The sequence below is a fragment of the Rathayibacter rhapontici genome (genome assembly GCF_001995175.1).
Lineage (GTDB): Bacteria > Actinomycetota > Actinomycetes > Actinomycetales > Microbacteriaceae > Rathayibacter.
The window spans coordinates 75,607-89,971 of sequence record NZ_MUKN01000001.1; the positions used below are offsets into that span (position 1 = coordinate 75,607).

A 14,365-nucleotide genomic window follows, 5' to 3' on the forward strand; every position below is an offset into this window, starting at 1 on the left:
CACTACGGCGCGAGCGAGACCTCAGTCGGCTCCCCGATCTCAGCGAGAATGCGATTCAGATCCTGGATCGTAGCGAAATCGATCACCATCTGGCCCTTCCGCGCCCCCAGAGTGACCTTGACTCGGGTGTTCAGCCGATCCCCGAGGTGATCGGCGATCGAACTCAGGTGCCCGACGTGGCCCCCGCGCTCCTCCGGCACGGCGCGCACCGAGGTGCGGGGTGCCTTCAACTGCGCGGCAGCGGCCTCCGCAGCTCGCACCGACAGGTCCTCGTTCACGATCTTGTCCGCGAGACGCCTCATCAGCTCGACATCGTCGAGCGAGAGGACCGCTCGGGCGTGGCCCGCCGTGAGCACTCCCGCTGCGACACGAGCCTGCACGTCCGACGGCAGGCGCAGCAGGCGGAGGGTATTCGAGATCTGCGGGCGCGAGCGCCCGAGACGAGTGGCGAGCGCCTCCTGCGTGATTCCGAAGTCGCTCAGGAGCTGCTGATAGGCCGAGGCTTCCTCGAGAGGGTTCAGCTCCGCTCGGTGCAGGTTCTCGAGCAGCGCATCGCGCAGCATGTTCTCGTCGGCGGTGTCCTTGATGACCGCCGGGATGGTCGTCAGGCCGGCCGCCTGCGAGGCTCGGAACCGGCGCTCCCCCATCACGAGCTCGAACTTCGCCCCGCCGCGCCCCGACACCGGACGCACCACGATCGGCTGCAGGACGCCGTACTCGCGCACGCTGTGGATCAACTCGGCCAGTTCGTCCTGGTCGAAGACCGTCCTCGGCTGAGCCGCGTTCGGCACGATGTCCTCGAGGGGGAGTCGGGCGAGTCTCGCTCCGGGGACGTCGAGCAGATCGTCCGCCGACTCGACGTCGACGTTCTGGTCGGGGAAGAACACGTCGACCGGTCGCGACCGCGTCTCATCGCTGGTCGGGATGAGCGAGCCGATTCCCCGGCCCAGTCCTGTCCGCTTCGTCGCCATCAGCGTGCCTGCCCTTCGTTCTCGGTCTTCTCGACCTTCCGTGCGCCCCGCCGGGCGAGTTCGGCCGCCGCTTCGAGGTACGCCAGCGATCCGGACGACTGTGGGTCGTACGTGATGACGCTCTGCCCGTAGCTCGGTGCCTCCGAGATGCGCACGTTCCGCGGGATGACCGCCCGCAGGACCTCTTTGGGGAAGTGCTCCCGGACGTCGGCTGCGACCTGGTGCGACAGATTCGTGCGCGCGTCGAACATGGTGAGCAGGATCGTCGACACCGCGAGATTCGGATTCAGGTGGCGCTCGATCAGATCGATGTTCTTCAGCAGCTGGCTGAGTCCTTCGAGCGCGTAGTACTCGCACTGGATGGGGATGAGCACCTCACGCGCAGCGACGAACGCGTTGATCGTCAGCAGGCCGAGCGACGGCGGGCAGTCGATGAACACGTAGTCGAAGGGGTCGTCCATCGCCTCGAGCATCTTGTCGAGCGCACGGCGCAACCGCTGCTCCCGCGCGACGAGCGAGACGAGCTCGATCTCGGCGCCTGCGAGATGGATCGTCGCCGGGACTCCGTAGAGCGAGTCGAACTCGGGGCTCTTCTGGACGACCTCCGCCAGGGGAGTGTCGTTGACGATGACGTCGTACACGCTGCGGGTGTCGGCGCGGTGCTCGATGCCGAGCGCCGTCGACGCGTTCCCCTGCGGATCGAGGTCGATGACCAGGACCTTCGCCGTTCCTCGAGCCAGGCCGGCGGCGAGGTTCACCGTCGTGGTCGTCTTGCCGACGCCGCCCTTCTGGTTCGAGATCGTGATGACGCGCGTCGACTCCGGCTTGGGGAGCGGCTGTGCACTCAACAGCGCCCGCCGTCGGGTCATGTCGGCGATCTCGCGGGCCAGGGGAGTGGAGGCGTCGAAGCCTCCGGACTGTCCGGCCACATCGGAATCGGGTCGTTTCACGTGAAACCTTCGCTCGGCAATCGGATCAGGGCGGGAGCCACCGGGGCCGACGTTCGAGGATCCGGAACGGATCATCTGCGAAGTCGGCGGATCAACCCACTGTAGCCCGGACCACGCGCGTGACCTCGGAGAGCACGCCGTCGCCCAGCACGACGACCTCGGGAGGAGAGACGCGGAAGCGCCGGATGACCTTCTCAGCCGCCGCGATCTCCTTCTCGGCGTTGACACCCTTCAGCAGGACGAGCTCACCACCGGGACGGAGCAGGGGCGCCGTCAGAGGGATCAGCTTCGACAGAGCGCTGACCGCTCTGGCTGTGACCTGATCCAGCGGCTCGTCGAGCCGCACCTCTTCCGCTCGAGCCCGGAGAACTGAGACATTCTCGAGTCCGAGCTCGGCGACCTGCTCCCGCAGCCACAGGATGCGGCGCTCCATCGGCTCGATCAGCACGAACCGCACGTCGGGCCGCACGATGCCCAGTACGAGCCCCGGGAGGCCGGCGCCACTGCCGACATCACCCACGAGTCCCGGACGCAGCAGAGGGGCCACCAGGGCGCTGTTGAGCACGTGCCTGGTCCAGAGGCGCGGCAGCTCGAGCGGACCGATCAGGCCCCGCTCCTCGCCCTGCGCGGCGAGCGACTCCGTGAACGCACGGAGGACCGGCAGCCGGTCGCCCGCGATCGCCGCAGCGGCCGCGGGCTCGGCCTCGAGGGTCGGCTCCACGGCGGTCAGCCGCGGGTGATGACGGTGTGGCGCTCGCGCGCCTCGCCACGCGACTCCGACACGAAACCGCGCTCGCCCACCATGTCGTGGACGAGCTTGCGCTCGTAGGACGACATCGGGGGGAGCGACGCCGATGTCGCACCCTCCTCGATGCGCTCGATGGCGCGGTCGACGAGCTGCGCGAGCTCGCTCTCGCGGGCGTCCCGCGAGCCGCCGATGTCGAGGATGAGGCGCGAGAAGGCACCCGTCTTCGTCTGCACCGCGAGGCGCGTCAGCTCCTGCAGGGCCTGGACGGCGTCGGGGCGCGACAGGACCCGCAGGTTGGTGTCGCCGGTCGCCGTCACCGACAGGTAGGCCCGGCCGTTGCGCACCTCGATGTCGATGTCGCCGTCGAGATCGCAGATGTCGAGGAACTCCTCGATGTAGTCGGCGGCGACGTCGCCCTCGTCCTCGAGCTGCGCCAGGGTCGACGCCGGAGCCTCGCCCTCCGCCGTCGGAGCGGCGGCAGCGGCCGGCGTCTCGGCAGGCAGGGGAGCCTCGTCGAAGGACGGTGCGAGGGCCGGGGCCGGAGTGGTCTGCGTCTGATCGGTCATAGCGGTCCTACTTCTTTCCGGCTTGCTTCTTGGCGCGGTTCTTGCCGACGGGCTGCTGACGCTGCACGACCTTCTTCTCGACCAGGGTGGTCTCGCCGGCGACGTTCGTCTCCTCGACGAGCTTGCCCTTGCGGCGCAGTCGCTCCTCGCGGGCCTTGGCGGCCTCGCTGCCGGGGGTGGGCATGTTCCGGATGACGATGAACTGCTGGATCATCGTCCAGATGTTCGAGGTCAGCCAGTAGAACATCACGCCGAGGGGGAACGCGAAGCCCGAGAAGGCGAACACGAGCGGGAGGATGTAGAGCAGGATCCGCTGCTGCTTGAAGGTCGGCGAGGCCTTGGCCTCGGGCGACATGTTCTTCGAGACGATCTGCAGCTGGGTGATGAACTGCGACGCGGTCATCAGGACCACCATGATGACGGCGATCACGACGACCAGCTCCTGGCCGCCCTCCTGCAGGGCGCCCTGGATGGACTGGTGCAGCGGCGCGATGCCGAACAGGTTCGCCTCGCCGAACTGGCGGGCGAGCTGCTCGTTCAGCGGGCCGACGCCCTCCTCGCTCCGCTGGGCGTCGTTCAGCACCGAGAACAGGCTGAAGAAGATCGGCATCTGGATCAGCAGGGGCAGGCAGGAGGCGAGCGGGTTGGTGCCCGTCTTCTTGTAGAGCTCCATGGTCTCGCGGGACATCGCCTCGCGGGACAGCTGGTCGCGCTTGCCCTTGTACTTGTCCTGGATCTTCTTCAGCTGCGGCGCCACCTCCATCATGCGGCGCTGGCTCTTGATCTGCTTGACGAAGATCGGGATCAGAGCGGCGCGGATGACGAGGACGAGGCCCACGATCGACAGCACCCAGGTGATGCCGGCCGCCGCCTCCATGCCGGACAGCGTGAGCAGCTGATGGAAGGCGACGAGGATCAGCTCGACGGCCCATTTGAGGGGCCAGAGGATCGTGCCGAGAAGGTCCATGGGAGGGGGTCAGTCCTTTCGAGGGCCCGCGACGAACCCGGATCGCGTCACAGCGAAGCGGGGACGGCCCGGAGCCGGCCGGTGCAGAGGGATCGAGGTCGGTACGTCGTCGACCCCGCCGGCCGCCCACGGGTGGCAGCGGAGGAGGCGACGCGCAGCGAGGACGGAGCCGAGGACGAGTCCGTGGAGCTGGACCGCCTGCAGCGCGTACGCGGAGCACGAGGGGTAGTAGCGGCAGACGTCCCCGTACAGAGGGGAGACGACGGCCCGGTAGACGATCAGCAGCAGGATCCCGATGTTGCGGGGGAGCAGGAGCAGACCCCACGCCGCCCGGACCGGCCACGAGAGCGGTCGGTCGAGGACGGAGGTGGTCACGAGCGGACCTCGGCGGTCCGGCCGGAGCGCGGGTTCCGCGTCATCGCGCCCACGACCTCGCGGCGCAGCTCCGACCAGGGAGCCGTCGCACTGCTCGGCAGCGCGCGGATCACGACATCGGTGCCGTGGTCGGTCTGCCCGACCAGCTCGAACGCGATCGCCTTCAAGCGGCGGCGCACAGTGTTTCGCGTCACGGCCGACCCGACGGTCTTGGCCACGATGAAACCGAATCGCGGGGGAGTCGCCGAGGAGGACCTCCGGACATACGTGACGGTGTGCGGTCCTGTGGACCGCACACCGCGACGGACGACTGTCCGGTACTCGTCACCTCGGACGATGCGATTGGCTCTGGCCAGCACCGCTGGTCGGTACCGCTGGGCTCTACGCCGAGAGCTCGGTGCGGCCCTTGGCGCGACGCGCGCTCAGGATGCCGCGGCCGGCGCGGGTGCGCATGCGCAGACGGAAGCCGTGCACCTTGGCGCGACGACGGTTGTTCGGCTGGAAGGTTCGCTTGCTCATAGTTCAATCTCCACGTACGTGTTCCTCGGTACCAGCGGGGCGTCCGCCGGAGCGGTGCCCCGGTCTCCCGGGAAGAAAGGGTGCCCGGCTCCGATCCGGTGCCGTCCGCGAGGACCGACCGTGCGACCCCGGGCAGGCGTCAACTGATTAAAACTACGGCCTCTCCCGCCACCGGTCAAATACGGTGCGGCCGAAACCTCGATTCTGCCCGGGCCCACGGCGCGTTCCGCGCATTGACACGCGGAGTCCCCTGTGGTGGATTTGTCTCCCGTCGGCTCCTTCGTTACCGTGTTGAGCCGCAGTTATCCACAGGCCGAGACGGCTCCTGCCCGCGTCCGCGCTGGCATCGGCTCCCGCCTGTGGAAGACCCTGTGGAAGACGTCCGTCCCCCAGAAGGGTCGGACGGCCGACGGAACCGCGGGTTCGCCGTCGTGAACGACGCCGCAGGGCGCACAGGATGTCGACAGCGACCGAGGACCGGAGACAGATGCCAGAGGACACGTCGATCGTCGACGCGTGGAAGGTGATCCTCGGGGCCCTCTCGCAGGACGAGCGCATCACCGCTCCGCTCTACGGTTTCGTCTCGCTCGTGGAGCCCAAGGGCATCATGGCGGGCACCTTCTACCTGGAGGTCCCGAACGAGTTCACCCGCGGCATGCTCGAGCAGCGCGTGCGGGTCCCCCTGCTCAGCGCGATCGGCACGCTCGACGACTCGTTCGGCGTGACGACGTTCGCCTTCGTGGTGAACCCGGACATCGAGCACGAGCCGCTGAGCTCGCCGACCTCGTCCGAGTCGATGAACCCGTTCGAGCCGATCACCGCCTCCTCCCCCTCCCTCGCCCCCGTGCGCTCGGTCGACGAGATGCGGACCGTGCCGGCCACCGACACGAGGCTCAACCCCAAGTACAGCTTCGACAACTTCGTCATCGGAGGCTCCAACCGCTTCGCGCACGCCGCAGCGGTCGCCGTCGCCGAGGCCCCCGCGAAGGCCTACAACCCGCTCTTCGTCTACGGCGACTCCGGTCTGGGCAAGACCCACCTCCTCCACGCCATCGGGCACTACGCGATGAGCCTCTACCCCGGCATCCGGGTGCGCTACGTCTCCTCCGAGGAGTTCACGAACGACTTCATCAACTCGATCGCGAACAACCGGGGCAACGCGTTCCACGGCCGGTACCGCAACGTCGACATCCTCCTGATCGACGACATCCAGTTCCTGCAGGGGAAGGCCGAGACGCAGGAGGCCTTCTTCCACACGTTCAACCAGCTGCACGATCACAACAAGCAGGTCGTGATCACGTCGGATCTGCCGCCCAAGGCGCTCACCGGCTTCGAGGACCGCATGCGCTCGCGCTTCGAGTGGGGCCTCATCACCGATGTGCAGGCGCCCGACCTCGAGACGCGCATCGCGATCCTCCGCAAGAAGGCCGTCAGCGAGAAGCTGCTCGTGCCCGACGACATCCTCGAGTTCATGGCGTCGAAGGTGTCGAGCAACATCCGCGAGCTCGAGGGGACGCTCATCCGCGTCACCGCGTTCGCGAGCCTGAACCGCACACCCGTCGACATGTCGCTCGTGCAGACGGTGCTCAAGGACCTGATCACGCTCGACGAGGACAACGTCATCTCGCCGGTCGACATCATCAACCACACCGCCGACTACTTCAAGCTGACCGTCGACGACCTCTACGGCTCGTCCCGCTCGCAGGCCGTGGCCACCGCGCGTCAGATCGCCATGTACCTCTGCCGGGAGCTGACGAACCTGTCGCTGCCGAAGATCGGGCAGCTGTTCGGCAACCGCGACCACACCACCGTGATGTACGCGAACAAGAAGATCTCGGAGCTCATGAAGGAGCGCCGCAGCATCTACAACCAGGTCACCGAGCTGACCACCCGTATCAAGACGAACCGCTAGCCGGCGCCGCCCTCCGTACTGATCGAGGAGCCGCCAGGCGGATCTCTGCTGGTCGAGTAGCCGCGCAGCGGCGTATCGAGACCCACCCTCCCGGACACGGGGATCTCGATACGCGTCCTGCGGCCGCTACTCGATCAGCAAGTAATGGGAGAGGCGCCCCCTCCGCTGGTCGAGCGAGCGCGCGACAGCCCCTTCCCTGCTGGTCGAGTAGCCGCACGGCGGCGTATCGAGACCCACCCTCGACAACTCCGACACGCCGTCGCGCCCACCCGCGTTCGACGGATCGAACGGATTCCGTCGATTTCCACACGTGTGCAGAACCTGTGGATAACTGTGGACAACCGGCCTCGAACTGTGCGGCCGACGGAGCCTCCTGTGGAATCGGGCCGGGGCGCCCGGATCTGTCAACAGGGCGTCCACCGACGCGCTCACACCTCCTCCACAGGGGCGCGGGGTCCGCATGCCAGCAACGAGTAGGCGTCCGAAGCGTTTTCCACAGTTTCCACACGTGTTAACACTGTTAACGCAGTTCTCTCTTTAATCAGGGCGCGAACGACAACCTTGTGGAGGAGCGGACGAGCCGGCAGCGGGTCCACCCCCTTCTGAGCACGTCGAGAGTCACGAGTACGATGGGCGTCGGTCTTCTTCAGCGACTCGTCAGGGGTGTTTTCGTGAGGTTCCAAGCCAACCGCGATGTCTTCAGCGAGGCCGTGTCGTTCGCGGTCAAGCTGCTGCCGCAGCGCACGACCCTGCCGATCCTCTCCGGCGTCCTCATCGAAGCGACGAGCGAGGGCCTCACGCTCTCCTCCTTCGACTACGAGGTCTCGGCGCAGACGCAGATCGCCGCCGACGTCGAGGAGACCGGCACGGTCCTCGTCTCGGGCCGCCTGCTGGCCGACATCGCCAACCGGCTGCCGAACGCCCCCGTGCGCATCGCCACGCAGGAGTCGCGCGTCTCGGTCTCGGCCGGATCCGCCCACTTCACGCTGCTGCAGATGCCGGTCGAGGAGTACCCGTCGATCCCCGAGATCGACGCGTCGACCGGGCTCGTCCCCGCCGACGCCTTCTCCGCCGCGATCTCGCAGGTCGCCGTGGCCGCGTCGCGCGACGACGTGACCCCCGTCATCACCGGCGTGCAGCTCGAGATCACCGAGAACACCATCGGGCTCGTCGCGACGGACCGCTACCGCGTCGCCGTCCGAGAGATCGACTGGGACAACGGCGACAACCCCGCTCCGACCCAGCCCCTGACCGCACTCGTCCCGGCCCGCACCCTGCAGGAGGTCGGCAAGACCTTCGGCCACTCCGGCACCGTCTCGGTCGCGATCACGCAGCGCGACGAGCGCGAGCTCATCGCCTTCACCGCCGACCGCAAGACGGTCACCTCGCTCCTGATCAAGGGCAACTTCCCCCCGGTCAAGCGCCTCTTCCCCGCCTCGGTCGAGAACTACGCGGTCATGGCGACGAGCGACCTGATCGAAGCCACCCGCCGCGTCTCCCTGGTGCTCGAGCGCGAGGCCGCCCTCCGCTTCAGCTTCAGCAGCGACGGCCTCACCCTCGAGGCCATCGGATCCGAGCAGGCGCAGGCGTCCGAGAGCATCGACGCGATCCTGACCGGAGGCGACGTCGTCGTCTCGCTGAAGCCGCAGTTCCTGCTCGACGGGCTCGCCGCGGTGCACTCGGAGTTCGTGCGCATCGCCTTCACGAAGACCGAGAACCCCAACAAGCCCGGTCCGGTGCTCCTCACAGCCCAGACCTCGCGCGACCAGCCCGGCAACGACAGCTACCGCTACCTGCTGCAGCCCAACCTGCTCCTGCGCTGACCCCCGCTCCTCGATCGCACCGTCGCGACCTCTCCCGCTCCCGACGAGCGCCCGCCCGCCGGCTCATGAATCCAGGAAGGTTCACCATGCACATCGGACTCGTCGGACTCGGCAAGATGGGCGACAACATGCGCTCCCGCCTCCGTCAGAAGGGAGTGGAGGTGACCGGCTACGACCGCAACCAGGACGTGTCCGACTCCGCCTCCCTCGACGAGATGATCGCCGCCCTCCCCACCCCCCGCGTGGTGTGGGTCATGGTCCCCGCCGGCGCCATCACGGACAGCGTCATCACCGACCTGTCCGAGAAGCTCGACGAGGGCGACCTCGTCATCGACGGCGGAAACTCGCGCTTCACCGAGGACTTCAAGCACGACGCGCTGCTGAAGCCCAAGGGGATCCACTACATCGACGCCGGTGTCTCCGGCGGCGTGTGGGGCCTCGAGAACGGCTACGGCCTCATGGTCGGCGGCCCCAGCGAGCTCGTCGAGTACGCCATGCCCGTCTTCGACGCGCTGCGCCCCGAAGGCCCCCGCGAGGAGGGCTTCGTCCACGTGGGCGAGGTCGGCGCCGGCCACTACGCGAAGATGGTCCACAACGGCATCGAGTACGCGCTCATGCAGGCGTTCGCCGAGGGCTACGAGCTCCTCGACACGCGCAAGGACATCATCAAGGACGTCACCGGCACCTTCAAGGCGTGGCAGCGCGGCACCGTCGTCCGCTCCTGGCTCCTCGAGCTCCTCGTCCGCGCCCTCGAGCAGGACCCGGAGTTCGAGCACATCGAGGGCTACGTGCAGGACTCGGGCGAGGGCCGCTGGACCATCGAGGAGGCCATCAACAACGCCGTCCCGGTGCCCACGATCAGCGCCTCGATCTTCGCCCGCTTCGTCTCCCGCCAGGAGGACTCGCCCGCCATGAAGGCCGTGGCGGCGCTCCGCAACCAGTTCGGCGGGCATAGCGTCAAGGCCGTCGACTGAGTCGACGGGCTCGGACTGCCTTCGGCAGTCCTCGCGCAGTCGGCTTCCTGAGGCGGTGACGTGTCGCAGAGCCGGTCGCGTCCGGCGACCTGCGGCCCGCCGCCACCGTGAGGCAGAGGATGCTCTCACGGTACCGGCGGGCCTCCGGCCGCCTCCTTCCCTGCTTCCGCGGGGGGCCGCGTCCTTCGGACGGCGGTGATGGGGGTCGATCGCTTGAAGGACTGCGGGAAGCCCGCGTCTTTCGGACGGCGAGGGAACATCCGCTCCTGTCCGGCCTGCACACCTGCGGGTCGAGTGGCCCCGCAGGGGCGTATCGAGATCCACCTGATCCAGGAGTCGGGCGAGTCCGGGGGCCGGGGCCGCGGAGACGTCGCCCCCGGCCTGCTGGTCGAGTAGCTCCGCAGGGGCGTATCGAGACCCGGATGCACCGGAGGTCGGGCCTCGGAGGGGCGCGGCGAGACCGGCGCGGTTCAGGGGAGGGGCGGCGCGCAGGAGGGTCGGGCAGAGTGGAGGAGGAGGTGGTGGCGTGCATGTGACGCAGCTCGCGTTGAGCGACTTCCGGAACTACGCCTCCGTCGACGTCGCACTGGTGCCGGGGCCGAACCTCTTCGTGGGGCGGAACGGGCAGGGCAAGACGAACCTCGTCGAATCGCTCGGGTACCTCTCCACCTTGGGGTCGCACCGCGTCTCGAGCGATCAGGCGCTCATCCGGGCCGGCCGCGACAGCGCGGTGGTGCGCGCGCGCCTGCGCAACGGCGACCGCGAGCTGCTGGCCGAGGTGCAGATCAACCGCTCCTCCCCCAACCGCGCGCAGATCAACCGCGGCGGCATCAAGCCGCGCGAGCTGCCCCGGTTCTTCTCGAGCGTCCTCTTCGCCCCGGAGGATCTCCTCCTCATCCGCGGGGACCCGTCGGCCCGCCGCCGCTTCCTCGACCAGCTCGTCGTGCTCCTCTCCCCCCGCATGAGCGCCGTGCAGTCCGATTACGAGCGCGTGCTCCGCCAGCGCAACTCGCTGCTGAAATCGGCGAGGGCGAGCGGGATCCGCGACGTCTCGAAGCTCGGCACCCTCGACATCTGGGACGAGCGGCTGATCGCGCTCGGCTCCGAGATCATGCAGTCGCGCCTCGCGCTGGTCGACGAGCTCAGCGGTCCTGTCCGCGGCGCCTACGAGGCCGTCGCCGGCGCGGACCAGCGCCCGGTCCTGCGCTCGCGTCTGAGCATCGAGGGAGCCGTCGACGACGACGGGGAGCCGCTCGAGACGTCCGAGCCGGGCTCCCCCGTCGAGCGGGCCGGCCTGAGCGAGGCCTTCGCCTCCGCTCTCCTCTCGGTCCGCCGCAAGGAGCTCGACCGCGGGATCTCGCTGGTCGGCCCGCACCGGGACGACGTGCAGTTCGAGCTCAACGACCTCCCCGCCAAGGGGTACGCCAGTCACGGCGAGAGCTGGTCGTTCGCCCTGGCGCTCAAGCTCGGCGCCGCCGAGCTGCTGCGCCGCGACTCCCCCATGGGCGATCCCGTGCTGATGCTCGACGACGTCTTCGCCGAGCTGGACGCGCGTCGGCGCGAGCGACTCGCCTCCGTCGTGGCCGACTACGAGCAGGTGCTGATCACCGCCGCGGTCTTCGACGACGTGCCCGAGGCGCTGGCCGCGCACACGGTGCGGATCGAGGCCGGCAGCATCGTCGAGCCGGTCGTGAGCGCTGCGCCGCCGTCCGCAGCCGAGGACGAGCCCCCCGCGGCCGAGGACCGGACCGATGGCTGACGGCCGTCGTCCCGCTCCCGCCCCCGATTCCGAGGCGGCCCGCGTCTACAAGCACCTCAAGGAGGTGTTCGGCGGCGACGGTCCGCGCCGGATCCGCAAGACCGTCGAACGCGCGGAGCCCAAGGGCGACGCGGTCCCGTTCGGGAAGGGACGCGATCCGCACGATCTCGGCGACGTGCTCGACGCGCTCACCCGCAAGCTCGACTGGACCGCTCCGCTGGCGCAGGGCGACCTGATCTCGTCCTGGACGGCGATCGCGGGCGAGGAGACCTCGAAGCACTCCACTCCCCTCGGCGTCGTCGACGGCGTGCTGACCGTCGCGTGCGAGTCGACGGCGTGGGCGACGCAGCTGCGCCTGATGCGGATCGAGATCATGAACCACATCGCGGTGAACCACCCCGACGCCGGCATCGTCTCGATCCGTTTCCAGGGCCCGGACGTACCGAACTGGAAAAAGGGCCCCAGGTCGATTCCAGGGCGTGGTCCGCGCGACACCTACGGCTGAGGACGCATTTTCGGTCGACCCCGTCGATCCAGGCCCTCAGATCGCCGCAGAGAGCCGCGGATCGTCCTCCCGCGCGGTAGAATGGAGGGCCGCCGAACCGCAGCGACGCCGCGCCCGAGTCCGTTCGGGAGCAGCGCGATCCACGTCTCGTGGCATCGCGAGCGGAGCGATCTCCAGATCCTCCCCCGCGTCGCGTCGGACCGTCAGAGGAGAACTCCACAGCTATGACACCCGAGCCGAACGACTCCACGTCACCCGCAGCGAACGACCTGGACGCGAACGGCTCCACCGACGCCCCGTCCTCGGGGATGTCCACCAAGTCCTCCGGAGACTACGGCGCCAGCCAGATCCAGGTCCTCGAGGGTCTCGAGGCCGTGCGCAAGCGCCCCGGCATGTACATCGGATCCACGGGGCCGCGCGGTCTGCACCACCTGGTCTACGAGATCGTCGACAACGCCGTCGACGAGGCGCTCGCGGGCTACTGCGACAACATCGAGGTCGTCATGCGCGCCGACGGAGGCGTGACCGTCGCCGACAACGGCCGCGGCATCCCCGTCGACATGCACCCGACCGAGGGCATCTCGACCGTCGAGCTCGTCCTGACCGTGCTGCACGCCGGCGGCAAGTTCGGCGGCGGCGGCTACGCGGTGTCCGGCGGACTCCACGGCGTCGGCTCCTCCGTCGTCAACGCCCTCTCGACGAAGCTCGAGGTCGAGGTGAAGCGCCAGGGCTCGGTCTACCGGATGTCCTTCGCCGACGGCGTGCCCGTGGCCCCGCTCGAGAAGGGCGAGGCGAGCGACGAGACCGGCACCACGATCACGTTCTGGCCCAACGGCGAGATCTTCGAGACGACCGAGTTCGACTACGAGACCCTCCGTGCCCGCTTCCAGCAGATGGCGTTCCTCAACAAGGGCCTGCGGATCTCGCTCACCGACCAGAACGAGGTCGAGTTCGAGGGGGAGGGCGAGGACGAGACCGTCGGCGTCCGCGGCGACGTCTTCCACTACGAGAAGGGCCTCGTCGACTACGTCGAGTACATCAACTCGCTCAAGAAGTCCGATCTCGTGCACTCCGAGATCATCGACTTCGAGAGCGAGGACAAGGAGCGCCGCATCTCGCTCGAGGTCGCCATGCAGTGGACGACCGCCTACACCGAGAGCGTCCACACCTACGCGAACACGATCAACACCCACGAGGGCGGCACCCACGAGGAGGGCTTCCGCGCGGCGCTCACCACCCTCGTGAACAAGTACGCCCGGGCCAAGAACCTCCTGAAGGACAAGGACGACAACCTCTCCGGCGAGGACATCCGCGAGGGCCTCACCGCGGTCGTCTCGATCAAGCTCGGCGAGCCGCAGTTCGAGGGGCAGACGAAGACCAAGCTCGGCAACACCGAGGCGAAGGCGTTCGTGCAGCGCGTGACGGGCGAGCAGCTCGCCGACTGGTTCGACCGCAACCCGAGCCAGGCCAAGGACATCATCAGCAAGTCGATCCAGGCCGCGTCGGCCCGGATGGCGGCCCGCAAGGCGCGCGAGACCGCCCGCCGCAAGGGCCTGCTCGAGGGCGGCGGCATGCCCGGCAAGCTGAAGGACTGCCAGTCGAAGGACCCGTCGGTCTCCGAGATCTTCATCGTCGAGGGCGACTCGGCCGGCGGATCCGCGGTGCAGGGCCGCAATCCCGAGACGCAGGCGATCCTCCCCCTCCGCGGCAAGATCCTCAACGTCGAGAAGGCGCGCCTCGACCGGGCACTCGGCAACAACGAGGTCCAGGCCATGATCACGGCCTTCGGCGCCGGCATCGGGGAGGACTTCAACCCCGACAAGGCCCGGTACCACAAGATCATCCTGATGGCCGACGCCGACGTCGACGGCCAGCACATCACGACGCTCCTGCTGACGCTGCTGTTCCGCTACATGCGCCCGCTGATCGACCTGGGCTACGTCTACCTCGCGCAGCCGCCGCTCTACCGCCTCAAGTGGTCGAACTCGCCGCACGAGTACGTCTACAGCGACCGCGAGCGCGACGCGCTGCTGGCCCACGGCGCCGCGTCGAACAAGCGCATGCCGAAGGAGAACGGGATCCAGCGCTACAAGGGTCTCGGCGAGATGGACTACAAGGAGCTGTGGGAGACCACCATGGATCCGGCCACCCGGACCCTCCTGCAGGTCACGCTCGACGACGCGGCCGCCGCCGACGAGATCTTCTCGACCCTGATGGGCGAGGACGTGGAGTCGCGGCGCTCGTTCATCCAGAAGAACGCGAAGGACGTGCGTTTCCTCGACATCTGATCGGTCAT

At 68.4% G+C, this 14,365-nt stretch carries 14 protein-coding genes; 6 read left to right on the top strand and 8 right to left on the bottom strand.

The window, feature by feature from the left end; genetic code table 11:
• Positions 1-2: 2 nt before the first annotated feature.
• From B0T42_RS00365 to rpmH, 8 genes are all read right to left on the bottom strand, one after another.
• Positions 3-971 (bottom strand): ParB/RepB/Spo0J family partition protein, encoded by a 969-nt coding sequence (locus B0T42_RS00365; protein WP_077221475.1) that lies wholly within the window; start codon positions 969-971, stop codon positions 3-5.
• Positions 971-1,921, bottom strand: a complete 951-nt coding sequence (locus tag B0T42_RS00370; RefSeq protein ID WP_077221476.1) for a ParA family protein — start codon at positions 1,919-1,921, stop codon at positions 971-973. Before B0T42_RS00370 ends, B0T42_RS00365 begins: the two co-directional genes overlap by 1 nt.
• 91 nt (positions 1,922-2,012) lie before the next feature.
• Positions 2,013-2,642, bottom strand: a complete 630-nt coding sequence (gene rsmG, locus B0T42_RS00375) for a 16S rRNA (guanine(527)-N(7))-methyltransferase RsmG (protein WP_094742640.1) — start codon at positions 2,640-2,642, stop codon at positions 2,013-2,015.
• A gap of 5 nt (positions 2,643-2,647) precedes the next feature.
• Positions 2,648-3,235 carry a Jag family protein gene (locus B0T42_RS00380; protein WP_077221478.1) on the bottom strand — a complete coding sequence of 196 codons (588 nt, stop codon included), beginning with the start codon at positions 3,233-3,235 and terminating at the stop codon, positions 2,648-2,650.
• 7 nt (positions 3,236-3,242) lie between these two features.
• Positions 3,243-4,202 carry a membrane protein insertase YidC gene (gene yidC, locus B0T42_RS00385; protein WP_077221479.1) on the bottom strand — a complete coding sequence of 320 codons (960 nt, stop codon included), beginning with the start codon at positions 4,200-4,202 and terminating at the stop codon, positions 3,243-3,245.
• 9 nt (positions 4,203-4,211) lie between these two features.
• A complete protein-coding gene (yidD, locus tag B0T42_RS00390) occupies positions 4,212-4,577 on the bottom strand; it encodes a membrane protein insertion efficiency factor YidD (RefSeq protein WP_077221480.1) in 366 nt (121 codons plus the stop codon).
• Positions 4,574-4,936: a ribonuclease P protein component gene (gene rnpA / locus B0T42_RS00395; RefSeq protein WP_077221481.1), complete on the bottom strand. Its 363-nt coding sequence runs from the start codon at positions 4,934-4,936 to the stop codon at positions 4,574-4,576. Before rnpA ends, yidD begins: the two co-directional genes overlap by 4 nt.
• Positions 4,937-4,958: 22 nt before the next feature.
• Complete coding sequence (gene rpmH, locus B0T42_RS00400; RefSeq protein ID WP_055784512.1) at positions 4,959-5,096, bottom strand: 50S ribosomal protein L34; 138 nt, start codon at positions 5,094-5,096, stop codon at positions 4,959-4,961.
• 607 nt (positions 5,097-5,703) lie between these two features.
• Here rpmH and dnaA point away from each other — a divergent pair.
• The 6 genes from dnaA (at position 5,704) to gyrB (ending at position 14,357) form a co-directional block, all read left to right on the top strand.
• Positions 5,704-7,008: a chromosomal replication initiator protein DnaA gene (gene dnaA, locus B0T42_RS00405; protein WP_446737339.1), complete on the top strand. Its 1,305-nt coding sequence runs from the start codon at positions 5,704-5,706 to the stop codon at positions 7,006-7,008.
• Between the two features lie 671 nt (positions 7,009-7,679).
• Positions 7,680-8,831, top strand: a complete 1,152-nt coding sequence (gene dnaN, locus B0T42_RS00410; protein WP_055784504.1) for a DNA polymerase III subunit beta — start codon at positions 7,680-7,682, stop codon at positions 8,829-8,831.
• Positions 8,832-8,917: 86 nt separating this feature from the next.
• Positions 8,918-9,805: a phosphogluconate dehydrogenase (NAD(+)-dependent, decarboxylating) gene (gnd, locus tag B0T42_RS00415; protein ID WP_077221483.1), complete on the top strand. Its 888-nt coding sequence runs from the start codon at positions 8,918-8,920 to the stop codon at positions 9,803-9,805.
• A 526-nt stretch (positions 9,806-10,331) separates the two neighbouring features.
• Positions 10,332-11,564: a DNA replication/repair protein RecF gene (gene recF / locus B0T42_RS00420; RefSeq protein ID WP_077221484.1), complete on the top strand. Its 1,233-nt coding sequence runs from the start codon at positions 10,332-10,334 to the stop codon at positions 11,562-11,564.
• Positions 11,557-12,069 carry a DciA family protein gene (locus B0T42_RS00425; protein ID WP_077221485.1) on the top strand — a complete coding sequence of 171 codons (513 nt, stop codon included), beginning with the start codon at positions 11,557-11,559 and terminating at the stop codon, positions 12,067-12,069. Before recF ends, B0T42_RS00425 begins: the two co-directional genes overlap by 8 nt.
• A 308-nt stretch (positions 12,070-12,377) precedes the next feature.
• Positions 12,378-14,357, top strand: a complete 1,980-nt coding sequence (gyrB, locus tag B0T42_RS00430) for a DNA topoisomerase (ATP-hydrolyzing) subunit B (RefSeq protein ID WP_173892268.1) — start codon at positions 12,378-12,380, stop codon at positions 14,355-14,357.
• The last annotated feature ends 8 nt before the right edge of the window (positions 14,358-14,365 follow it).

Bases quoted from the DNA above. Each gene is read 5' to 3' on its own strand.
- dnaA (WP_446737339.1), top strand. From the start codon at position 5,704: ATGGCGGGCACCTTCTACCTGGAGGTCCCGAACGAGTTCACCCGCGGC.
- B0T42_RS00380 (WP_077221478.1), bottom strand. From the start codon at position 3,235: ATGACCGATCAGACGCAGACCACTCCGGCCCCGGCCCTCGCACCGTCC.
- B0T42_RS00365 (WP_077221475.1), bottom strand. From the start codon at position 971: ATGGCGACGAAGCGGACAGGACTGGGCCGGGGAATCGGCTCGCTCATC.
- B0T42_RS00425 (WP_077221485.1), top strand. From the start codon at position 11,557: ATGGCTGACGGCCGTCGTCCCGCTCCCGCCCCCGATTCCGAGGCGGCC.
- gnd (WP_077221483.1), top strand. From the start codon at position 8,918: ATGCACATCGGACTCGTCGGACTCGGCAAGATGGGCGACAACATGCGC.
- yidC (WP_077221479.1), bottom strand. From the start codon at position 4,202: ATGGACCTTCTCGGCACGATCCTCTGGCCCCTCAAATGGGCCGTCGAG.
- rpmH (WP_055784512.1), bottom strand. From the start codon at position 5,096: ATGAGCAAGCGAACCTTCCAGCCGAACAACCGTCGTCGCGCCAAGGTG.
- gyrB (WP_173892268.1), top strand. From the start codon at position 12,378: ATGTCCACCAAGTCCTCCGGAGACTACGGCGCCAGCCAGATCCAGGTC.